19 protein-coding genes and 2 pseudogenes are annotated in these 22,088 nt (G+C 70.5%); 12 read left to right on the forward strand and 9 right to left on the reverse strand.

The genetic code is table 11. The features are described from left to right. Positions 1 to 34: 34 nt before the first annotated feature. Positions 35 to 1,603 (forward strand): carboxylesterase/lipase family protein, encoded by a 1,569-nt coding sequence (locus tag DEU38_RS26155; protein ID WP_114724288.1) that lies wholly within the window; start codon positions 35 to 37, stop codon positions 1,601 to 1,603. A 10-nt stretch (positions 1,604 to 1,613) separates the two neighbouring features. On the opposite strand, the gene DEU38_RS26160 is transcribed toward DEU38_RS26155, so the two are convergent. From DEU38_RS26160 to DEU38_RS26180, 5 genes are all read right to left on the reverse strand, one after another. Next, positions 1,614 to 1,964, reverse strand: a complete 351-nt coding sequence (locus DEU38_RS26160) for a zinc ribbon domain-containing protein YjdM (protein WP_114724289.1) — start codon at positions 1,962 to 1,964, stop codon at positions 1,614 to 1,616. Positions 1,965 to 2,376: 412 nt separating this feature from the next. Beyond that, a complete protein-coding gene (locus tag DEU38_RS26165) occupies positions 2,377 to 2,673 on the reverse strand; it encodes a DUF2470 domain-containing protein (RefSeq protein ID WP_114724290.1) in 297 nt (98 codons plus the stop codon). Further along, positions 2,670 to 3,935, reverse strand: coding sequence for an MFS transporter (locus DEU38_RS26170; RefSeq protein ID WP_114724291.1), 1,266 nt, complete (start codon positions 3,933 to 3,935; stop codon positions 2,670 to 2,672). Before DEU38_RS26170 ends, DEU38_RS26165 begins: the two co-directional genes overlap by 4 nt. Positions 3,936 to 4,042: 107 nt before the next feature. Further along, entirely contained in the window at positions 4,043 to 6,553 is a 2,511-nt protein-coding gene (locus tag DEU38_RS26175; protein ID WP_114724319.1) for an ABC transporter permease, read from the reverse strand. A 2-nt stretch (positions 6,554 to 6,555) separates the two neighbouring features. Next, complete coding sequence (locus DEU38_RS26180) at positions 6,556 to 7,326, reverse strand: ABC transporter ATP-binding protein (RefSeq protein WP_114724292.1); 771 nt, start codon at positions 7,324 to 7,326, stop codon at positions 6,556 to 6,558. Between the two features lie 109 nt (positions 7,327 to 7,435). Between DEU38_RS26180 and DEU38_RS26185 the strand changes: the two genes are divergently transcribed. Beyond that, complete coding sequence (locus tag DEU38_RS26185) at positions 7,436 to 8,686, forward strand: sensor histidine kinase (protein WP_114724293.1); 1,251 nt, start codon at positions 7,436 to 7,438, stop codon at positions 8,684 to 8,686. Further along, on the forward strand, positions 8,674 to 9,318 hold the full coding sequence (locus DEU38_RS26190; protein ID WP_114724294.1) for a response regulator transcription factor: 645 nt from the start codon (positions 8,674 to 8,676) through the stop codon (positions 9,316 to 9,318). Before DEU38_RS26185 ends, DEU38_RS26190 begins: the two co-directional genes overlap by 13 nt. On the opposite strand, the gene DEU38_RS26195 is transcribed toward DEU38_RS26190, so the two are convergent. Further along, positions 9,319 to 9,603: a hypothetical protein gene (locus DEU38_RS26195; protein ID WP_114724295.1), complete on the reverse strand. Its 285-nt coding sequence runs from the start codon at positions 9,601 to 9,603 to the stop codon at positions 9,319 to 9,321. It abuts the gene before it with no gap. Positions 9,604 to 9,666: 63 nt separating this feature from the next. Here DEU38_RS26195 and DEU38_RS29920 point away from each other — a divergent pair, with 63 nt between their 5' ends. Beyond that, positions 9,667 to 9,822 carry an Rv1535 domain-containing protein gene (locus tag DEU38_RS29920; RefSeq protein WP_368077048.1) on the forward strand — a complete coding sequence of 52 codons (156 nt, stop codon included), beginning with the start codon at positions 9,667 to 9,669 and terminating at the stop codon, positions 9,820 to 9,822. A gap of 65 nt (positions 9,823 to 9,887) precedes the next feature. Here DEU38_RS29920 and DEU38_RS26200 read toward each other — a convergent pair. Both DEU38_RS26200 and DEU38_RS26205 read right to left on the reverse strand, forming a co-directional pair. Continuing rightward, a pseudogene (locus DEU38_RS26200) lies at positions 9,888 to 12,698 on the reverse strand (cation-translocating P-type ATPase); the annotation flags it as partial. Positions 12,699 to 13,846: 1,148 nt separating this feature from the next. Then, the gene (locus DEU38_RS26205) at positions 13,847 to 14,350 is read right to left on the reverse strand and encodes a hypothetical protein (RefSeq protein WP_397484760.1); all 504 of its coding nucleotides are present in this window, start codon (positions 14,348 to 14,350) and stop codon (positions 13,847 to 13,849) included. A gap of 285 nt (positions 14,351 to 14,635) precedes the next feature. On the opposite strand from DEU38_RS26205, the gene DEU38_RS26210 reads away from it, so the two are divergent. The 6 genes and pseudogenes from DEU38_RS26210 to DEU38_RS26240 all read left to right on the forward strand — a co-directional run bounded on the left by DEU38_RS26210 (position 14,636) and on the right by DEU38_RS26240 (position 18,942). Beyond that, positions 14,636 to 15,670 carry an NrtA/SsuA/CpmA family ABC transporter substrate-binding protein gene (locus DEU38_RS26210; protein WP_114724297.1) on the forward strand — a complete coding sequence of 345 codons (1,035 nt, stop codon included), beginning with the start codon at positions 14,636 to 14,638 and terminating at the stop codon, positions 15,668 to 15,670. A gap of 121 nt (positions 15,671 to 15,791) precedes the next feature. Beyond that, a pseudogene (locus tag DEU38_RS26220) lies at positions 15,792 to 16,265 on the forward strand (class II aldolase/adducin family protein); the annotation flags it as partial. 66 nt (positions 16,266 to 16,331) lie between these two features. Continuing rightward, on the forward strand, positions 16,332 to 17,240 hold the full coding sequence (locus tag DEU38_RS26225) for an ABC transporter substrate-binding protein (RefSeq protein ID WP_258558173.1): 909 nt from the start codon (positions 16,332 to 16,334) through the stop codon (positions 17,238 to 17,240). Between the two features lie 80 nt (positions 17,241 to 17,320). Further along, a complete protein-coding gene (locus DEU38_RS26230; RefSeq protein ID WP_181818955.1) occupies positions 17,321 to 18,193 on the forward strand; it encodes a spermidine synthase in 873 nt (290 codons plus the stop codon). Positions 18,194 to 18,238: 45 nt separating this feature from the next. Further along, on the forward strand, positions 18,239 to 18,454 hold the full coding sequence (locus tag DEU38_RS26235; protein WP_114724299.1) for a helix-turn-helix transcriptional regulator: 216 nt from the start codon (positions 18,239 to 18,241) through the stop codon (positions 18,452 to 18,454). A gap of 2 nt (positions 18,455 to 18,456) precedes the next feature. Then, positions 18,457 to 18,942 carry a hypothetical protein gene (locus DEU38_RS26240; RefSeq protein WP_114724300.1) on the forward strand — a complete coding sequence of 162 codons (486 nt, stop codon included), beginning with the start codon at positions 18,457 to 18,459 and terminating at the stop codon, positions 18,940 to 18,942. 256 nt (positions 18,943 to 19,198) lie between these two features. On the opposite strand, the gene DEU38_RS26250 is transcribed toward DEU38_RS26240, so the two are convergent. After that, positions 19,199 to 19,942, reverse strand: a complete 744-nt coding sequence (locus DEU38_RS26250; protein ID WP_114724302.1) for a hypothetical protein — start codon at positions 19,940 to 19,942, stop codon at positions 19,199 to 19,201. A gap of 324 nt (positions 19,943 to 20,266) precedes the next feature. Here DEU38_RS26250 and DEU38_RS26255 point away from each other — a divergent pair, with 324 nt between their 5' ends. Further along, the gene (locus DEU38_RS26255; protein WP_114724303.1) at positions 20,267 to 21,682 is read left to right on the forward strand and encodes an MFS transporter; all 1,416 of its coding nucleotides are present in this window, start codon (positions 20,267 to 20,269) and stop codon (positions 21,680 to 21,682) included. 37 nt (positions 21,683 to 21,719) lie between these two features. Further along, entirely contained in the window at positions 21,720 to 21,932 is a 213-nt protein-coding gene (locus DEU38_RS26260) for a heavy-metal-associated domain-containing protein (RefSeq protein ID WP_114724304.1), read from the forward strand. The last annotated feature ends 156 nt before the right edge of the window (positions 21,933 to 22,088 follow it).

A 22,088-nucleotide genomic window follows, 5' to 3' on the forward strand; every position in this document is an offset into this window, starting at 1 on the left:
TCGGCTGGCGGTCGAAGGTGAGGAGGGCCGCGTGATGGAAGCCGTGGAGATCGTCGAGACACAGGCACCCGACACACTCGTGGTGGAGACGCCGCTCGGTCCGATACGCGGATATGCCGATGGCTCGGTTTTCTCGTGGAAGGGGATTCCGTATGCGGCGCCGCCGACCGGTGAGCGCCGCTTCCGGCGCCCGAGTGCGCCGCAGCCGTGGACCGAGATCCGCGACGGCAGGGTGTTCGGTCCCATGGCGCCGCAGGGCCACGACACGTCGGTGCCGATCGACCCGGACCTGCGGATCGACGAGGACTGCCTGACCGTCAACGTGTGGGCGCCGCGGCCGGACGGGACGCCGCGGCCGGTGATGGTGTGGATCCACGGCGGCGCGTACTGCCTGGGGTCGTCGGCCCAGCCCATCTACGACGGCCGCCTGCTCGCCGAGCGTGGCGACGTCGTCCTGGTGACCTTCAACTACCGGTTGGGCACTCTCGGCTTCCTGGATCTGTCGTCGTTCACCACTCCCGAGCGGACGTTCGAGTCGAACCTGGGTCTCCGCGACCAGATTGCTGCCCTCGAGTGGGTGCGCGACAACATCCAGGCCTTCGGGGGTGACCCCGGTGAGGTGACGTTGTTCGGCGAGTCCTCCGGTGGCGGTTCGATCACGACACTGATGACGGTGCCCCGCGCGGAAGGCCTGTTCCACCGCGCGATCGCGCAGAGCCCGCCGTCGACGTCGGTGTACGGCGCGGAGCGGGCCGCTTCCGTCGCGGCACGGTTCCTCGAGATCCTCGATCTGCCGGCGGAACGGGTCGCCGAGCTCTGCGACATCCCGTTCGAACGCTTGGTGAAGGCGGGCGACCTCCTCGTCGACGAGGTGCCGACGAAGGTGCCGGGCACGCTGGCGATGGCGCCGGTCGTGGACCGCGACCTCGTCCCGCACTACCCGGTCGCCGCCTTCCAGAAGGGGTACTCGCACCGGATCCCGCTCATCATCGGCTCCAACAAGGACGAGGCGTCGATCTTCAAGTTCATGCGCTCACCGCTGCTGCCGGTCAGCGCCGAGGCGGTCCAGCAGATGTTCGCCGGACTCGCGCAGGACAATCCGGGGCTGTCGGCGCTGCGGCTCGCCGAGATCGTCGCCGCCTACCCGGACGGCGCGAAACCGCGGGGCGCCCTGGCAATCTCACGGGACGCGGCGTTCCGGATGCCCGCGCTGTGGGTCGCCGACGCGCACAGCCGCCACTCGCCCACGTGGGTCTACCGGTTCGATCACGCCGCTCCGATGCTCAAGGCGGCCCGCGTGGGCGCCGGGCACGCCACCGAATTGCCCTACGTGTTCGGCAATTTCGGGACACTCAACCCGGACCCGACCTTCTGGCTCGGCGGCCGCAAGACGGCGCTCGAGGTGGCGGGGCGGGTGCAGCGACGCTGGTTGGCCTTCGCGCGCCACGCGGTGCCGGCGGCCCTCGACGGTTCCAAGCACTGGGCGCCGTACACCGAGGAGACCCGATCCACCCTGCTGATCGACAGCCACGACAGCCTGGTGGCGGATCCCGACCACGCGATGCGCATCGCGTGGGGTGACGAGGTGATGGGGTTCAGCTAGTCGGGCTGGGTCACGCCTTCTTGACGACGCTCGACTTGAGCTGCATGGGGCCGATCCCGTCGACCTTGCAGTCGATGTCGTGGTCGCCGACGCCCTGGACCAGTCGTATGTTGCGGACCTTCGTGCCGGCCTTGATGCCGGTGGGGCTGCCCTTGACCTTGAGGCTCTTGATCACCGTGACGGTGTCACCGTCGGCGAGGACGTTGCCGACGGAGTCCCGGACAACCCCGTCCGCGACGTCGTCCGATCCACCGTCGGAGGGGGTCCATTCGTGTGCGCACTCCGGGCAGACCAGGAGGGCGCCCATCTCGTAGGTGTACTCACACGAGCAGTTGGGGCAGGGCGGCAGGGGAGTGTCCACGTCGCGATCGTAGTGGGTGGGAGCGGATCAGCGGCGGTCTGGTTCGACGTCCGACAAGACGCAGGCCGGGGTCGCCCGGGCTTTACCGGAAGTGCCAACGACAGCAGACCGACGTCGGCGAGCGAGGCCCACACCCGCGGGTCGTAGCCGAGCTGCGGATCCAGGTCGACTCGGCTCAGAGGGCTGGTCTTCTCCAGCACCTCGTTCGTCAGCTCGGCTATATCTCGATGAACGTCGTTCGGGGTGAAATCCACGCCAGCTCCTCGGTGGGAATTGCACCTGACCCCGTTCTACTTCCGCATCGGCCGGCGTCTGGCGATCTGGCAGGAAGATGCCAGTTTCCGACGCTCTCCTTTGAGCGACTGCAGATTACGAACGCAGGAATCACCGTCACGAATTGCCGTGCTATCGATCAGTGAGAATCCGGTTCGACGCCCAGCTTCTCGCACGCAGCCTGGTACAGCGCGACCACCTCGGTGCGGATCGAGGCGCGGTCGGTGACCGTGCCGACCCAGGGCACCCGCACGGTGCGCTCGGTGCCGTCGACGTCGGCGGACCATTCGCCGGCCTCGGTGTCCAGCCCGGTCATGCGGGCACCGGTGGCGGCGGGTTCCGCGAACGCGCGGACGATCATCAGGTTGTCGGCGGCGTGATCGCCGTTCATGTGGCCGGTCACGGCGGCGACGACGGCGGCGTCGAAGGAGGTCATGGGCGCGATCCTAGCTCCACCGTCGGAGGCTGCCGGTCGGCGTCCAACTCACGCAGGACCGGCAGCGTGAAGCACGCGAGCGCCACCGCGAGCACCGGTACCGCCAGGACGAAGAACGTGGTCTGGACGCCGACCTGATCGATCAGCGGGCCGGCCAACAGGAAGCCGAGCGGCCCGGCGGCGTACGCGGTGGAGGTCATCACTCCGACGACGCGGCCACGCATGTGCTCGGGACTGCGGGTCTGCATGGCCCAGTTGGCGATCGGACCCACCGGCCCGTACACCAGGCCGATCACGACGGACAGGCCGAGCAGCACCCACAGCGGTGGCAGGAACGCCATGCCGAGCATCGACAATCCGAGGCCGCTGACCGCGATCAGCATCAGGTTCCGGCGTTTCAGGTACGGCGCGAGCGCCCCGTAGGCGAGGGCGCCGACCAGTCCGCCGATGCTCATCGCCATCAACACCCAGCCCAATTGGGCGGGCTGGCCCTGATCGGTGAAGTACTTGGGGAACAACACCGACTCGATCGGCAGATACAGCGCCACGATCACCATGTCGACCAGTGCGAGCGTGCGCAGCAGGCGGTCGTTCCACACGAACCGCAGCCCCTCGAGCGTGCCCGTCCACATCGACGCAGGCCGGGTGGCGTGGTCGGGGCGGCCGGCGTGCTCGAGGCGCAGGAACGCGATCGTCACGATCGACAGGACGAAGCAGACCGCGGTGACCCACAGGGTGCTCTCCGGGCCGACCAGCGCGATCAGGACACCGCCGATGCCGGGACCGACGAGGTAGGCGACGTTGTAGTTGGCCTCGTACAGGCTGTTGACGCGGTCGAGTTTCCATCCCGCCGCCCTCGTCGCGGCCGGCAGCATCGATTCGCGTGCCGAGATCCCGGCCGGGTCGAACGTCGCACCGAGCGCGGCCAGCAGCGCGAGCACCGGCACCGACAGACCGATGGTGCCCGCGACGACCGGGATCGCGGCCACCGACAGCGCGGAGAGTGCGTCCGACACCAGCGACGTGGGGCGGCGGCCGAACCGGTCGACGACGGTGCCCGAGAACAGGCTCGCCAGCAGCAGCGGAACGGTTGCCGCGCCCGCCACGATCGCGGCGTCGGTGGCCCGGCCGGTCTGCTCGAGCACCAGCCACGGCAGCGCGACGATGACGATGCCGTTGCCGGTCGCCGACAGCAGCGTTGCGATGTTGAGCAGAATCAACGGCCCGAATCGTCGGGTGGTGGTCACGTTCGGGGCGGTCACGTCGGCAGGCCTCTGCTTGCGGGGGCGGGGTGGTTCGAAGCTAACAGTGCGGCCGGGGACCGCGCGAACGGTTTTCAAGCGGCACCAGCCCCGGCCGCACCACGTCGCTACTCGCGGGTGCCGATGGCCTCGACCGGGTCCTGGCGCAGCGCGGTCCGCGTCGGAAGCGCGATCGCGCACAGCCCCAGCAGGACGGTGACCGCGATGATGCCGCCGTAGACGACGGGGGAGACGCTCGGGATCGGCGTACCCGATACGGCCGCCGCGATGCCGGCGAGCGGGGGGATCGCGATGAGCGTGCCGACCACCGCGGCGACCGACACCACGATCACCGACTCCGTCCGCATCATCCGGTGCACCTGCCGCTTGCTCGCGCCGACCAGGCGCAGCAGCGCGAACTCCCGGCCGCGTTCGGCGGTCGCCAGCACGAGCGTGTTGACGACGGCGACCGCGAGGTAGCCGAGCAGGACCGCCAGGGCCACGATGCTCACCCACGACTGGGTGCGCCGCTGGTCCTGACCGGCGGCGGCGAATTCGGCGCGGTCCGCGACGGCGATCCCGGGCGTCATCTGCAGCGCCTGACGAAGTTCGTCGACCCGACCGGGCTCCGCGGTGACCAGGACGACGTCGGCGGTGCCCGCGGTGGTGTGCTCCCGAACCTGCGCGGCCGGCAGCGTGACATCACCGAATCCGAGACCGCGGCCGTACGTCGCCACGACGGTCGGGGTGATCAGCGTCCCGTCGCCGAGTCGCAGCGGCACCACCTCGCCCACGCCGGCGCCCATGTCGAAGGCGGCGTCGAGACTGAGCGCGACGGTGCCGTCCCGCAGCTGTCCCAGATCACCTTCGCGCACATCGAGATCGAGCGTCGACGACGTGGCGGCGGGATCGATGCCCTGCACCGCGTGGGGCTCGGTGGTGGGGGCCTCGCTGTCGGCGCTGGTGAACAGTGCCTGACTGCGGGTGATCGGATTTGCCGCGCGCACAGCCGGTTCGGCGGCGATGGCGTCGACCAGTCCCGGCGCCAGCCCCGCGGCACCGCTCACGACGAGGTCGGCGGTGATGCCGCTGCGGGACTGGTCGTCGGCCGCCGCGGAGATGGTGCTCTGGGTGAACAGCTGCACCGACCCGATCGCGATGGCCAGGGCCAGCGGGGTGATCGCCGCGGCCAGCCGCCGCGCCCGCGCTCCGGTGTTGGCGGCCGCGAGGACGAGGGCCGGTGACGAACTGCGTCGCATCGGTCCGCCGAAGCGGGCGATCGCGGTCGATACCAGGGCGGGGCCGAGGAGTGCCGCCGAGATCACCAGCAGCACAGCCGAACTCCCCGCGCCGGCGAGAGCGGCCTGACCCGGCAGGACGGCGGGCAGCAGCGACGTCGCCAGACCGCCGGCGGCGAACACGAGTCCGGTCACGAGCCGGCCGCGCCCGATGGTGGCGGGTTCGACCGCGGACTCGCGCAGCGCCTCGGTGGGATCGAGCCGGGCCGGACGGCGGGCGGCGATCGCGGCCGCGATCCGCGCGGTGCCGACGGCCAGTAGCACGCCCACCACGGCCGGCAGCGGTCCGTACGCCAGCGCGAAGTCCGACGGGAGCACCCCGGCCTCGGTGAACTGCGCCCGCAGCATGCCGGCGACGGCGAACCCCGGCCACACGCCGAGCACCGCGGCGAGCCCGGCCACCAGCAGTACCTCGCTGCCGACCAGGCGGTGGATCTGGCCGGGGGTCGCGCCCATCGCGCGCAGCAACGCGAACTCGCGGCGGCGCTGCTGGATCGACAGCGACAGCGTGCTCGCGACCACGAACATCGCGATCAGGATCGCCAGGCCGGCGAACGACCCGCACAGCATGATCAGTTCGCTGCGGGCCGCGCCCGCGTCCAGGTACTCGACGTCGCCGCGGGCGTCGCCGGTGTAGGTGCGCACATCGCCGTCGGCGAGCGCGCCGCGGGCGCGGGCGGCCAGTGACGATGCGTCGAACCCCTGCTCGGCGAGCAGCCCCACCGTCGCGACGCGATCGGCGTGCGGCCACAGTTCCTGCGCCCGGGCGTCGGAGAGGAACACCGCCGCCGGGCGTTCGGTCGGTTCGGACGTCGGCGCGGCCGCCACGCCCACGACGGTGTAGGTGTCACCGATGCCGCCGTGCCGCAACGTGATCCGATCGCCCGGGGCCGCGCCACCGGTGACGACCGCCTCCGTCGCGGACGCGGGGGCGCGTCCGGCGGTGAGGGAATACGGCGCGAGGACGGCCGATCCCCAGCCGTGACCGTCGAGCAGCGTGCCGTCGTCGGTGGTCAGTGGCACGCTCACATCGCCCACCGCGGTACGCACGCCCGGGAGCGCGGCCAACTCGTCGACGGCCGCGGCCGGCAACAGTGCACGCTCGGCGAACGGCTGGTCGATGTCCTCCTTCACCTCGAGTGCCTGGGGCGCACCGACGACGACGTCGGCCCCGGCGTACCGGTGCGGGGTGACTCCGCCGCGGATCCCGGACTCGAACAGCACCCCGAGCGCGCACGTGAGCAGTGCCGCGCAGAACACCGCGACGAACATCGCCGCGAAGCCGCCGCGTTGTGCGCGGATGTTGGCGCGGGCGAGGGCCCGCAATCTCGACCTGTGCATCGTCACCACTCCCCGAGGTGCGTCATGTGGTCGGCGACCGCGGCGGCGGTGGGGGACTCCATCCGGCCGACGAGGCGTCCGTCGGCGAGGAACAACACCCGGTCGGCGTGCGCGGCAGCGACCGGATCGTGGGTCACCATGACGATGGTCTGCCCCAGTTCGGTGGTGGTGCGGCGCAACAGGTCGAGCACCTGGCGGCCGGTGCGGCTGTCAAGTGCTCCGGTGGGCTCGTCCGCGAACACTGCGTGGGGCTGCGTGATGAGCGCGCGGGCGATCGCGACGCGCTGCTGTTGGCCGCCCGACATCTCGGCCGGGCGACGGTCGCGCTTGCCGTCGAGCCCGACCGCGTTCAGGACGTAGTCGAGGTGCGCCCGGTCGGCGACGCGGCCGGCCAGCAGCAGCGGCAGCGTCACGTTCTGCTCCACCGTCAGCGCCGACATGAGGTTGTAGGCCTGGAACACGAAACCGATGTGGTCGCGCCGGAACACCGTGCGGGCCTTGGGCTTGAGTGAGCTGAGCTCGGTGTCGCCCAGCCATACCGAACCCCGAGTCGGCTGATCCAGCCCGGCGGCGCAGTGCAGGAATGTGCTCTTGCCCGAGCCGGACGGCCCCATGACGGCGGTGAAGCTGCCGGGCGCGAGTGTGAGGCTGACGTTGTCGAGCGCGGTGACCTCGGCCCGGCCGGAGCCGTACGACTTGGTGACGGCGTCGAGTCGGACGGCGGCCCGAGGCGGGCTCTCGATGAGCGGGGGCGTTGCGGTGAAGGAGGACATGCCCGAAACGCTATGGACGGTGGCGTGCGCGAACCATCCCGTGCGGTACCCGATCGATGGTGTAGCGGGCTATACCGACAGCGGCCCGGTCGTGCGGCATGCTGGAGCAGTGCAGTGGACCGAACGCCTGAACGAGCGGTGGCGCGCCGTCCGCTTCCTCGTGGTCGAGGCCGGCGCCGCCGTCGTCTCGCTCTGCTTCCTCGTGGTCGGGCTGATGATCGGGGCGATGCTGATCCTGATCGTCGGCTGGCTCGCGGTGCCCGCGTACGTGCGTGCGCTGCGGTGGTGGGCGGGCGGGGCGCGGGTGCGGGCCGGGCGGTACACGGGGACCGTGGTGGGCGAGCGGTATCCACAGATCACGGACCATCCGGGCTTCGACGATCTACGGCGGCTGCTGACCGCACAGTCCACGCGACGCGACTTTGCGTGGGTCGCCGTGCACTCGATCGCGGCGCTCACGGCGGGTCTGCTGGCGATAGGACTGCCGGTGGCGGCGCTGAATTCGCTGGCGATCCCGTTCTACTGGTGGGCGCTGCCGCCCGACGAGCCGGTGAGCAGCATCTATCCGGTCACGTCGTGGTGGGGTGCGGCGCCGATGCCGCTCGTCGCCGTCGGCTACGTGCTGCTGGGGTGGTGGATGATCCCCGCGATGGCCCGGGGCATCAGCGGGCTCGCGTCCCGGCTGCTCGCGCCGCGGCGGGAAACCGAACTGTCCGAACGGGTCTCGGCCCTGACCGCGAGCCGTGCCGCCGCCCTCGACGCGCACGCCGCGGAGTTGCGGCGGATCGAACGGGACCTGCACGACGGTGCCCAGAATCGGTTGGTCGCGGTGGTGATGATGCTCGGTCTCGCCGAACGCTCGCTGCGGGTGGACCCGGATCAGGCTCTGCCGCAGCTGCTTCGGGCGCAGGACGCCGCGTCGGACGCGCTGTCGGAGCTGCGGACGCTGGTCCACGACATCTATCCGCCGATCCTCGACGAGCTGGGGCTGGGCGGTGCCGTGTCGGCGCTGGCGGGACGCTGCACGGTGCCGTGCGTGCTCGACGTCGACGGCCTGCGCCGGGCGCCCGCCGCGGTGGAGGCGGCCGCGTACTTCGTCGTCGCCGAGGCCCTCACCAACGTCGTCAAGCACAGCGGTGCCGAGCGCGTGCAGCTCACGATCGGCACCCGCGACGCCGCGGCGGGGGCGACCATGGTGATCGACGTCCTCGACGACGGGCACGGCGGTGCGGTGGAGACCGCGGGCAGCGGATTGGCCGGGATCCGGCGCCGCGTGGCAGCGTTCGAGGGAACTATGACCGTGCAGAGCCCGCTCGGCGGGCCGACGAGACTCGAGGTGACACTGCCGTGCGGATTCTGATCGCCGAGGACGACGCCCTGCTCCGGGAGGGGCTCGCGCTCCTGCTGCGCAGCGTCGGGATCGAGGTGACGGCTGCGGTCGACGACGCCGAGAAGTTCCTCGCGGCGTTCGAGGCGGATCCGCCGGACGGTGCCGTGCTGGACGTGCGCATGCCGCCGACGTTCACCAACGAGGGCCTGAAGGCGGCGATCGAGGCGCGGCGGCGTCGGCCCGGATTCCCGGTCCTGGTGCTCTCGGCGTACGTCGAGGACCGGTACGCGGGGGAGCTGCTGTCCGGTGGCGCGTCCGGCGTCGGCTACCTGCTCAAGGAGCGGGTCGGCAAGGTCGAGGAGTTCGTCGACGCGCTGCGCCGGGTGGTCGACGGCGGGACGGTGATGGATCCCGAGGTGATCTCGCAGCTCATGAGCCGGCGCCGCGCCGACGATCCCATCCGCACCCTCACCCCGCGCGAATCGGAGGTGTTGGGACTGATGGCCGAGGGGCTCGGCAACGCGGACATCGCCCGCAAACTCGTGGTCAGCGACACCGCGGTGAGCAAGCACATCGGCAACATCTTCGCGAAGCTCGGACTGTCAGCGTCGGATACCGGACACCGGCGGGTGCTCGCGGTGCTCGCCCACCTGCGCTCCTGATCAGGCGCTCTCGAGCGCCTCGCCGACCTCCTGCAGCGCGCGGTGGTGCTGATCGGCGGCCAGCGCGTGCCCGGCGGCGATCGCGAGAGCCACGGGCCAGTCGATCAGCTCGAACGCCGCGAGCAGCCCGAGGGCGGCGAAATATGCCAGCTGTTCGGGCCGGGGCACCCCGATGTCCCCGACGAGCGGGAGCCGGATCGCGAAGCGCGAGCCCTGGTCGATCTGTTCGAGCGCGGCCTGGTGCGAATCGAGTCGGTGCTGCAGGTCCATGGTTGTTTCGGTCATCGTTCGCCCTGCCCATCCTCGTCGTTCACCTGCCGGACACCTACGGCCGCCATCGTGGGAGCCGTGATCGTTTCGTTACCTGCACTGTCTGCGTTCGCATCGGCTCTCGCTCCCTCGCGGACCGATCCGTTGACCGGTGCCGTCGCCGCAGTTCTGACCCCGCCGCTGCGCCACACGTACGCCGTGCTGCTGCGCGCCGGAGTGCTGATCGTCGACTGATCCGGCGCGGTGCTGCGGGCCTGCCACCACGTGAGTACCCGGGGTGCCACCGCGGCGGCCGCGGTGGCACCGGCGGCGGACCCGAGGGCCTGAGTCCATCCGACGGGGCCGATTGGGGTGCAACCGAGGAACTGGCTGACCCCGGGCGTGGTGACCACCGCGCCGAGCACCGCCAGCGAGCCCACGGCCGTCGCCACGACCAGCGGGCTGCGGGAATCGATCAGCGTCTGCCCCAGCTGGGCCCCGACGAGCGCGACGAGTCCCACCGTCGACGCCCTGCGCGGGCGCCCGGTGACCGAGGCCAGACCCCACGCGACGCCCGCACCGGCGGCGGTCGCCGCGCCCCGCACGGCGACCGTCCGCCACAGTGCGGCCGTGTCCGGCCCGCGGCCGTCGTAGGCGCGGTCCGGGTTGGGTGGGCTCACCGCGAGCGCCGCCGCCGGTAGCGCGTCGGTGAGCAGATTGACCAGCAGCAGTTGTCTCGCGTTGAGGGGGGCACGCCCGCTGATCGCGCTCCCGATCAGTGCGAACGCAACCTCGCCGGCGTTGCCGCCGAGCAGCACCGACACCGCCGACTGCACCCGCTGCCACAGCTGCCGGCCCTCGTCGATCGCGTCCAGGATCGCGTCGACGTGGCCGTCGAGCAGCAGGATGTCGGCCGCGCTGCGGGCCGGGTGGCTGCCGTGCGACGCGACGCCGATCCCGATGCTCGCGGCCCGGATCGCGGCGGCGTCGTTGGCGCCGTCCCCGACCATCGCGCAGACGTGCCCGGTGCGTTCGAGGGTCTGCACGATCTGTACCTTCTGCTCCGGCGACATCCGCGCGAACACCTGGCGCTCGCGCACCGCGGTCTCCTGCCGCCGGTGCGACAGCGCCTCCCATTCGGTGCCGGTCAGCACGTCGCCCGCGTCGAGTTCGAGGCCCAGGTCCCGGGCGATCGCGGCGGCGGTGACGGGGTGATCGCCGGTGATCAGCCGCACCGAGACGTCCCGCTCCTCGAGGGCGGGGAGCAGCCCGGCGGCCTCGGGTCGGGCGGTGTCGGACAGCCCCAGCAGGCCGAGCGGCTCCAGCCCCCGGCGGCACAGGGATTCGATCGCGTCGGGATCGTCCGCGGCCCGCGCCGCCTGGTCCGCAGTGAGGGTGCGGCGGGCCACCGCGATCACGCGCAGGCCCTGCTCGGCCATCGTCTGCACCTCGTCGACGATCGTCTCGAGCGGTGCGGGTGAGGTGCCGGTGCAGGCGGCCAGCATCACCTCGGGTGCGCCCTTGACCACCAGGTCGGTGCCGGTGATCGCGGCGGCGTACGGGCGGCCGGACCGGAACGGAAGCAGCACGTCGGCGGTGTGGACGCTGCCCGACCTCGCCCTGGCCTCCACCACGGCGCGGTCGGTGGCGTGCGCGGCCGCCTTCCCGTCCGCGGTGATCGATGTGCGGGCTGCGGCGTCGACGACGTCGTCGTGGTCGTGCGAGCCGAGGGGCCGGACCGCGGTGACCTGCAGGCGGTCCTCGCTGAGCGTGCCCGTCTTGTCGAAGCACACGACGTCGACCCGGCCGAGTGCCTCGACCGAACGGGGCGCGCGCACCAGCGCCGACGAATGCGTGAGCCGGCGCGCAGCCGCTTGCTGGGCGAGGGTCGCGACGAGGGGCAGGCCCTCGGGCACGGCCGCCACCGCCACGGCGACGCCGCTCGTGATCGCGGCCTGGAGTCCACCGCCGCGCAGCATCGAGGTGAGGGTGACCAGCGCACCACCGCCGACGCTGACCGGCAGAACCCGCCGGGTCAACTCGCCCAGCTGGGCCTGCAGCCCTGTCCGGCCGACCGGTGTCGGCGACAGCGCGGATGCGCGGCCCGTCTCGGTGGCGGCGCCGACGGCGGTCACCACGGCGGTCGCCGTGCCGGTCAGGACGGTGGTGCCCGAGTAGAGCATGCAACTGCGTTCGGCGAGGGGGACACCCGGCGTCGCATCGGTCTGCTTGTCGACCGGCAGGGATTCCCCGGTCAGGGAGGACTCGTCCACCTCGACGCCGTCCGCCTCGATCAGGCGGCCGTCGGCAGGCACCACCTCACCCGGCCGCACCTCGATCACCTCGCCCGCGCGGAGCAGTCCGGCGGCCACGGCCTCGTGTCCGCCCTGTCCGCCGCCGACCACGCGAGCCGGGGTGTCCTGCACCGCGAGGAGCCGCCGCAGCAGCCGCTCCGCGTGCAGGCGCTGGACGGCGGACAGTGCGGCGTTGCCGACGAGGACGGATCCGACGAGGATCGCGTCGACGGGGGAGCCGAGCACGGCACTCGCGGCCGAGCCCGTGGCGAGGATCGGCGTCAGCGGGTCGGACAGCTCGGTCCGCAGCGAGCGCCCGAAATCCCAGGTGGCCTCCACGGGGCGCCGCATCCAGGTCGCCGTCGCGATCAGGCGGCCCGCCCCGGCCGTCTCCGACCGCGGTCCGGGCGTGCCGAGCATGGCGCGGACGCGGTCGACGGGCATCGAATGCCAGTCGTGCTGTGGATCCGGCAGGGGTTTCGCGGCGCGCAGAACCTGTCGAGCCAGCCGGTGGCCGGTCCACAGTGCGGCGCCGGCCCCGGCGCTGACGGGCCCCGGGCCGCGGCCGTGCGTCCCGGGTAGCATCAGGAGCGATCCGAGAAGTGAAGCGCCGGTGGCAATCTCGATACCGCGGCGACTGGCGGTCCGGGCCGCCGGGACGGCGCGCACCACCCGCCATGCGGCCGCCAGGTCGGGGACGAGGAGGTCGCCGTCGGTGGGCGGCGGGGCGCCGCTGCGCACGAGCCCGATCCCGACGTCCGCGGTCGCGAGTGCCCGCGGACAGTCCGCGGCGAGAACCGCCACCGACGCGCCACCGTCCCGCAGGTTCAGTGCCATCTCCAGGAGGTCGGAATCGACTGCGCCGGTGGGCTTCCGGAGCTCGTCGAACGCCGACCGCAGGGTTCCGAGGGCATCGTCGTCGATCGAGTGGACGGTGATGGCGGACCGTCGAATCTGTTCGAGCAGGCCACCGGCCAGGGGATCGCGAACGGGCGCGACCAGCACCGCGGCGTCGGGGTCGTCGGCGAGGTCCGACACCTCCGACAGTTCCGCGAGTCGATGCCAGCCCTGCCCGAGCACTCCGTCGTCGACGGCGGTGCGGGCCACGTCCCAGACGCGCGCCCGACGGTCCTCGGCAACGCCCCGGATCCGGCTCACCCGCAGATCGGTGGTCAACAGCGCACGCGGGTCGACGACCAGCGCGGTCACGCAGTCGATCCGACGCAGCACGTCGGGGCCGCGGCACAGCACGCGGTGATCGGTGACCAGTCCGCGACCGAGCGCGCTCGCGAAGGACTCACGTGCGGTGCGGGCCGCCTTCGGGGCCGTCACCAGAGCCGTCGTCCCGGCCGTGCGGAGACTGCCGGTGGCGGCACCGACGGCCACCGAGCCCGCGAGCTGCACCCACGCGGCCCGCTCGAGATGGCGATCGACCGCGCCGCTGGGGGGAGCGGTGTCGGCGGGCGTGCTCCGGGGGAGGGGACTGCGCTGCCACGCGCACCGGTTGGCGACCACCTCGCCCACCACCGACGCCCGCAGCAGCGCCTCGACCGCGAGAGGGGCCGGCGCCTGCGCGGCCGCGAAGCCGGCGGCCGTCGCGGTCGAGAGGACCAGGTCGGTGCCGACGCGACCGAGCCCGGCCTCCAGGAGCCGGCGCAGCCGCGGTTGGTAGTCGAGGACCGTCACCGGCGCGGCCAGCGCGAGGGGAAGCCGCGGCAACGTCAGGATCCGTCCCGCCGTCGCGAATCCGAACCCGACGGAGTGGGCGGCGAGCGCGGCCACACGGGCGCGGAGCACGGCATCGTCCCAGGCCGGCGGCGGTGGACGATCGGTGCCGGGGGAGTCGGCCTGTCGAGGCGCGAGCAGCGCGGTCAGCACACCCGCGGTCGCGGCGGTGCCGACGACCGCCGTCGTCAGTGCCGTGTCCAGGCTCCGGCGGGGCAGTGCGCGTGCCTGCCCCAGTAGTGCCCCGACCCCCGCGATCCTCACCGAGTGGTACGCCCCCGTGGCCGGGAGGTCGTGCTCTTCTTCGTCGTCTTCTTCGCAGTTGCCTTCTTGGTGTTCGCGGTGCGGTCGGGACCCGCTCGGGTGGGCTTGGCGGGCGCGCTCGCGGGGGCGGCGGCCATCGCAGCCTCCGGGTGCGCGCCGCGCTCGTGGAGTTGCCTCAACACGAGCGCGGCGCCCCCGACGGTCAGGACCACCGGCCATTCGACGAGCCCCACCGCGCCCGCGGCGGCCATGGTCAGTACGGCGGCCGGTGTGGAGTGGCTCCCGGTTTCGACGCCTCTGCGCATCCCGTCGGCCATTCCGCCGACCGCGCCCCGGACGCCCCCGACGACGGTCCCGACAGCCGCGCCGCCGACCGCGCCGATCGAGGCGGTGGTCACCTCCGCGATCCCGGAGACGGTCCGCACGGCACCGTCGGCGAACGACATTCGGCCGTTGCCGGATCTGTGACCGTTGTGCGAGGTGTTCCCTGTCTGTTCCATCGAACGCCCATCGTCGGATTCGCAGTCGCAGTGGGGCTGCAGTCGTCGGGGATCGGGTTACCACTCGCAGCCGAGTCTAAACCCGACCACCTGCCTTGTGAACCTTTCGGACGTTCGATCGGCACGAATCACCCGGTGTGTCAAGCGTTGTATTCAGCCAAACGGCAACCCGTGGCATTGCGACCGTCCGGTCCTAACGTTGTTCTCTGTCACCCCATCTCGTTGCGCCCCCGATCCGAGTGCGGCGCACGGATTTTCCGTCCCATTGCAACCCAGGAGTCCTCGATGTTCCGTATGCGCCGTCTGCCCCGAGCTGCTCTCGCGCTCGCGCTCGTTCCCCTGGCAGGGCTGGCGGTTGCATGTGGCGGTTCGGACGCCGCGGCGTCCGACGCCGCGACCGATCAGTTCACCCTCAAGGTCTACGACCCGGGCAACTCCGGAGCGATTGCGGTCGGGAAGCGTGACGGTGACTTCGAGCGAGCGCTCGCACCGCTCGGAGCGAAGATCGAATGGGTCAAGACCACACCGGGATTCAGTTCCAACCTCAAACTGTTCAACACCGGGGAACTGGATATCCAGACCGGCGCCTACAGCCCCGTCGTGGGCGCGCTGTCGAAGGACGTCGGCGTCCGGATCTTCGCGACGTCCGACCCGTACAACAAGGATCAGAGCGGCATCATCGCCACACCCGGGTCGGGCATCGAGAAGCTCGAGGACCTCGAGGGCAAGCGGGTCGCCGTCAATCCGGCGGCCAAGGGCGAGTACATCGTGCTCAAGGCGCTGACCGCGGCGCACATCCCTATCGATTCGGTGGAGCGGGTACCGCTGCAGCAGACCGATGCGGCGTCCGCGTTCTCCACCGGGCAGGTGGATGCGTGGGCCTCCTTCCTTGCTCCTTACCAGGAGGCGAAAGTGAAGGGCGCCAAGGAGATCGCCACCGAGGGCAGCATCGACTCGGTCGATAACACGATCATCGCCGGCCGCACCGCGGTGCTGCAGGAACATCCCGAGGCGGTGCAGAAGTTCCTCGAGGTCACCCAGGACCTCACTCGCCGGCAGCGGGAGAATCCGGCCGCGTTCGAGAACGTCTTCGAACAGGCCGGTCCGCGGGCGCTGACCGGGCAGCGGCTCGACGACGCGATCGCGCTCGGCGGCAAGGTCACCGACTTCCGCTACCCGACCGCCGCCGACGAGGCGGATCTGCAGTCCGTGGCCGACCTGTTCTACGACAACGGCGTCATCCAGCGGCAGATCGCGGCCTCCGACCTCACGTTCGACCTGCAGGGCGCGGTGGCCGACAAGCAGGCGGCACGGCGATGACGGTCACCGCGCAACCTGCCGCCGACACCAGGGTGACGGAGTCCCTGGCGCTCGAGGGGCCCCGCTACCGGAGGACGCGCAGCAGGCCGGCGTGGCTGTCGCTGCCGCTGCGACTGCTCGCGAGGTGCTCTCCGGCACGGGATCTGCCGGCTTCGTCACCGGCTACGCCGAGGTCTTCCGCCGGCACCCCGAGATCACGTCCATCGTGCACGTGCACACGCCGTGGCTCGGTGGCTGGGCGCAGACCCACCGCACGTTGCGGATCAAGTACGCCGCCTCGCAGCGCCTGACGCTGTCCCGGGACATCCCGCCGCACATCGACCGCAGCCAGTCACCGGGCAACTTCATCCTCGATCGCCTGGTCGACGACCCGGACCTCGTCGCGACCTTCGAGGCGAACGGCGGTGTCAACGTCATCGGCCGCGACGGGCTGCTCGAGCTCGCCAAGTTCGTCGTCCTGCTCGAGGAGGGCGCCCAGTACCAGGCGCTCGGTGAACTCGTCGGCGGCACCGTCGACTTCGACAAGACCAACCTCGTCGCCCAGTGGGGCCGCAGCGGCCTGCTCGACGAGGCCCGCCGCCGCGGACTCGTCTGAGCCCGAACCGATTTCAGGAGGACTTCCGTGACCATCCGTGTCGGGTAATTCCCGAACAACAACTCCTTGTTCGCGTTGCGCCACAACGGCCTGCTCGAACTCCGTCTCCCCGACGTCGAGTGGGTCGACCTGCGCGACCTGCCTTCGACGCGACGGGTCGATCCCCGGCACGGGTTGCCGACGCTGCACTCGGACTGGCTGTTCGAGGACGGCGGCTACGACGTCATCGGGACCGGGTTCACCCCGCCGATCACCGCCCTCGGTCAGGGCCGCGACCTGGTCTACGTCGGCATCTCCGGCCCGCGGGTGGAGAACGGCCGGCTGGTGACCCTCGCCGACTCCGGTATCCGCACCGCCGCGGACCTGCGCGGCAAGCGGATCGGGATCGCGCACGGGTCGTGGCAGACCACGCTCGCGCTGCTCGCCCTCGACCGCGAGGGCCTGACGTGGTCGGATGTCGTGCCGGTGGATGTCGATGTGAACGAGGGCGGCGGGGCACTGCTGCGCGGTGACCTCGACGCCTGGGTGGGCGCCTATCCGGGCCTGGCCGACGTGGAGGCTGCCGCCCGGCTGCACACCCTCGTCGACACCGACGGGCTGTTCAGTCATCCGTCACTGTGGTTCGTGCGCCGCGACTTCGCCGAGAACCACCGCGCCGAGCTCGAGGCGGTCATCGCCGCGCTGCAGGAATCCGACGCGTGGATCGTCGCGAATCCGCGTGAAGCGGCACGGTTCTTCGTCGAGGACGCCGAAAGGCGCGGGGGCACCGCAGATCTGAACCGTTGGGAGGAGGCACTGCGCGGCCGGCCCCTCGGGATCGGTCCGGTCACCGAGGAGTTCCTCGACGAGCAGCAGCGCGCCGCGGACCTGCTGTATGCCAACGGTCTGCTGCCGAAGCCGGTGGCGGTGCGCGGCGCGGTCCTGCCGTGGATCGGCGGGGTGGTCGAGGCGACCCGGCCCGGCGCCGCGGTGTGATCGGCCGGCCGGCACCGGCTACCCTGGTCGTCGAGTGTTCGCGTTCGTGGCGGCACACGTGAGCAGCAGGGATGGCGTCGATGGGTAGGCAGCGGGGCGGCCGCAGAACCGAGGGGCGCACTCCTCGCGGTGACGAGGGAGGACCCGTCGCAGGGGCCTACGAGATCGACACCGGGATGTGCGAACTCGAGGAGGATCCGTTCGATCCGCAGAGCTGGATCGTGAAGATCAACGGTGAACCGAGTTCGCACATCGACCTCGCCGATCCGCAGACCCTCGCTTTCGACTACATGCGGTGGATATCCGAACTGTCTCGTTCCCAATGGGATTCGCAGACCAAGCTGCGGGTGCTCCACCTCGGCGGCGGCGCCTGCACTCTGGCCCGCAGCTTCGCATCCGTGTACCCGGAGGCGCGTCAGGTGGTCGTCGAGTTGGACGGCCGCCTCGCCGTGCTGGTCCGCGAGTGGTTCGACCTGCCGCGGGCGCCGCTACTGCGGGTTCGGGTGGGGGAGGCGCGCGCGGTCACCGAGACGCTCACCGACGACAGCCGGGACCTGATCATCCGGGACGTGTTCGCCGGGCGCAGCACGCCTCGGCCGCTCACCACGCTCGAGTTCACCAGGCAGGCACGCCGCGTGCTGTCCCCGGGCGGCATCTACGTGGTGAACTGCGGCGATACCCCGGATCTGCGCGGCGCGCGCGCCGAGGCGGCGACGATCGGCGCGGTGTTCGAGCACACCGCGATCATCGCGGACCCCGCCATGCTCAAGGGCAAGCGTGACGGCAACATCGTCATCGCCGGCAGCGATGTCCCGATCGGAACGTCCCCGACACTCGCCAGTCGCGTCCTCGGCGGCGGCACCCCGGCCCACGTGTGGCAGGACGCCCAGGTCCGGCGGTTCGCCGAGTCGGCGAAGGTACTGCGCGACGAGGGCACGCCGACCGAGGGGTGACAAGGATGCTTGACATCTGGGTGTCAAGCATCTTTTACTCTTCCTGTGACCGGTACACCACGCGGCAACCGGGTGCGCGAGCGTCGCAAACAGGCCGGGATAACGCAGGCCGAACTGGCACGTGCGGGCGGTGTGAGCCGTCAGAGCATCGTGTCGGTGGAGGGCGGCGACTACGCGCCGAGCGTCTATCTCGCGCTGCGTCTGGCGCGGGCGTTGGACGCGAGTGTCGAGACGCTGTTCCCGTTGGACGAGGAGGGGTGACGATGAGTGTCTTCGTGAACGCCATGCGGGTCGTGGGAGACCTGGACGACGAGTTCTACAGTGACGAGCGACAGCGTGACGTGTGGAACGAGGCCGCGGCCGTCGGGTTTCAGCTGTTCCTGTGGGCGGCGCTGCTCGCCGCGGCAGTGCTGCCGTGGGTGGCCGGTGCCGTCGGCGCATGGGTGGCGCTCGGTCTGCTCGTGGTCTCCATCGCGATCTCGGCCTGCACAATGGAATTCGCGCGCAGGCGGCAGGTCGATCTGCACGAGACGGCAACCATGGCTCGCCCGCGGATGGCAGTCGCCGTCGCGGTCTACGTGATCGGCGCGGCCGGAATTGTCGCCCGCCTGCTGGTGTCGAACAGCGACAGCGCGTCGTCGACGTGGGCGGGCGTGATTGTCGGGGCGGCGATCGGCGGCGCCGCCGCCGTCGTCGGCGTCCGGATCAAGCGGCGGCGCCGGGCGCGGTTCGAGGCGGCCGACGACTAGGGCGTGGCGCGCCACTGTCAACCGGTGGCGTCACAGCAGTTCCCGGTTCCGGTTCGGTGCGCGGATGCCCTTCGGCTTCCGTTGTCCTGCAGGGCGATCAATGCGCACATCGCCGCGCAATGTGCTGCTGCGCGAACAGTAGGGTGCATGGCTATCGCCCATGCTCGTCGGGCTGTCGATGACATCTTGCCTCCCATTTCGTCGGTGGGGTTGTTCGTCTACATCGTTGCTGTGGAACAGATTCGGCGTCGTCGGGTCAGTGGCTGTGGTGACCGGATGCCTGCTCGGGTACCGGTGTAGTCGCGTTGTCGGCAGTCACGGTGAACTCGGCGGTACGCACCACTCCCTCGTGTCGGAAGTCCAAGAACAAGCGGTAGGCCCCGACGCTCGGCATGCCGGCGTAGAAGTTGATTGCGGGCCCAGCCGGCGTGACGCCGTCACCGGGATGGCCGTCCGGGTGGACGTGGAGATACGTGAGGTCGGAGGCGTGTAACGCGACCAGATGGCTGTACGCGCCCAGATAGGGCTGCAGGTCCGTTACGGGTTGCCCGTCGCGGCTGACCGAGAGCGTGAGCTTCGATGTCCGGCCTGCGTGGGCCGTGCCGTCGAGGGAGACGGTGTAACTGTCGACCGTCGCAGTGGCGGTCGCGATGGGCAATGGCCGCGGCTCGTAGGTGCCTGCGACGTGCACGTCCGCCCCCAGCGTGATTCCGTCGCCGCCGTCCGGGGTGAAGTCGGCGAAGATTCGATAGTCGCCGGCGTGATCGAAATCGACTGGCACATGCCAGGTTCCGGACGAATCCAGTTCGGGGTGCACGTGCTGAAATCCGGTCAGGTCGTGGCCGACCACGATCAGATGCAGTTGCTTCTCGTGGGCGTCGGTGTACCGGGTCAGTGGGATTCCGGTCGAATCGACGATCCGGAACTGCAGGGGTACCCGGCTCCCGACGGTCGTCTCCGACGCTGCCAGTTCCAGTGTGTAGCCGCTCTCGCTGAACATCAGTCCTCCAAGTGGTGGGGCGGTGGCAGCTTCCGTATCGGAAGGGCTGCGGTTGTCGTGCGTCTCGGGGTTGCGTACTGCGATGCCGCAGGCCGCATTGCAATTTGTACTATACCCCCCTAGGGTATCGATCGGTGAGACAATCACCGACGGGAGATCTGATGTGCCCCTGCGGTGGGCGCCGATCGAGGATGTTCGAGTATTGCCTGTTTGTCGGGCATTTCGCGTCCGTGCGGGCCAGTGTTCGCCGTGGCTTGATCGTCCAGATCGCCCTTGATCTTCCGTTTCATCGCCCATACCCCGTACAGGTAAGGAAGGGGCAGTATGTCCACGCAAGCACAATCCACCCGAAAGTGGTGGGCGTTGGCGTTGATAGCCGCCGCGCAGTTCATGGTCATCATGGACACCTCCATCATCGGTGTCGCTCTTCCCCAGATACAGAGTGATCTGGGCTTCTCCCAGGAGGGCCTGACGTGGGTGTTCAACGCCTACGTCATCGCATTCGGTGGGCTGCTCCTACTCGGTGGGCGCCTCTCGGATCTGTTCGGTGCCCGCCGAGTGTTCACCGCCGGCTGGCTGATCCTGCTGGCCGGTTCCGTCGTCGCCGGTGCCGCCGGCAACGTCGCCGTCGAGCTCACGGGCCGCGCAGTCCAGGGCGCCGGTGCGGCACTCATCGCGCCGTCGGCCCTCACCCTGTTGATGATGCTGTTCGGCAGCACGCAGAAGGAGATGACCAAGGCGCTGTCCATCTACGGTGCTGCGGCCCCGGCCGGCGGTACCGCGGGAGTGTTCCTCGGCGGCGTCATCACCGAATACGCCAGCTGGCCGTGGGTCTTCTATCTCAACATCCCCATCGCCGTCATCGCACTGATCGCCACGCCCTTCCTGATGCCGAACGCCGCCGCGCGCACCGGATCGATCGATCTTCTCGGCGCACTCGCCGTCACGGCAGGCCTCGCTGTCGGAGTCTTCGGCATCGTCAGGGCACCCGACGTCGGCTGGGGATCGGGGCAGACGTGGCTTGCGCTCGCGGTATCGGCCGCATTGTTGGGCGCCTTCGTGATGATCCAGTCCAAGCGCCGCGAACCATTGGTACGACTCGGAATCTTCAAGGCACCCAACCTCGCCGCCGCCAACATCGCTCAGCTGGTCCTCGGTGCGGCGTGGATACCGATGTGGTTCTTCCTGAACCTGTACCTGCAGCAAGTGCTCGGTTACAGCGCCTTCCCGGCCGGTGCGGCTCTGCTGCCGATGACAATGCTCGTCATGCTCGGCATGATCGTTGTCGCTCCCAGGGCCATGCAGCGGTTCGGAGCCAAGACGATGATCGTGGCAGGGTTGCTGGTTCTCGGAATCGGGCTGGGGTGGATGTCGTTGGTGCGGCCCACCGGCAACTTCTGGGTCGATGTGCTGCCGGCGTCGCTGGTGGCAGCGGCAGGCATGACGCTGGCGTTCATTCCCTCACTGGGGACGGCGATTTCGGCCGCACGCCCCGAGGAGGGCGGATTGGCGTCCGGCATCGTCAATGTCAGTTACCAGGTCGGCTCTGCTGTCGGGCTGGCCGTGATGACGGCAATCGCAACCGTGTTCGGTGCTGACCAGCTCGGTGACCTGACGGAGCTGACGAACGGGTTCTCCGCAGTCTTCATCGGTGCGGCAGTCATTGCGCTGGTGGGCGCGGGTATCACCGCGGTAGCGATGCGATCGACCAAGGTTGCCCCGGAGCCTGTGAACGCCTGACCCGCAAAGCCTCGAATCGAACAGGAAGGCTCAACCCATGCCCACCGATCGCACCTACCTCGTCGCCGGAATGACCTGCGGAAGCTGCGCACGAAAGGTAGCCGGCCACGTCGAGCGGATTCCCGGAATCATCGGCGTCGACATCGACCTCGCCAGCGGCGGAATCACCCTCACCAGCGAGGGCCCGGTCAGCGATGCCGATGTCCGGCAGGCCGTCGAGAACGCCGGGTACAAGCTCACCACCAACTGAGCAACCGCACACACACAGGTCGACTTCGCCGCCCGTCCCGGCCACCCCCACCGGCGGTAAGCCGGGACGGGCGGGGAGCCGACCGCTCACGAAACCACAGAGGACTGCTATGCCTCGTTTCACACCTCTCACCCCGGATACCGCTGTCGGTGCATC

It is taken from the genome of Rhodococcus sp. AG1013, from assembly GCF_003350365.1.
Taxonomy (GTDB): Bacteria; Actinomycetota; Actinomycetes; order Mycobacteriales; family Mycobacteriaceae; genus Prescottella.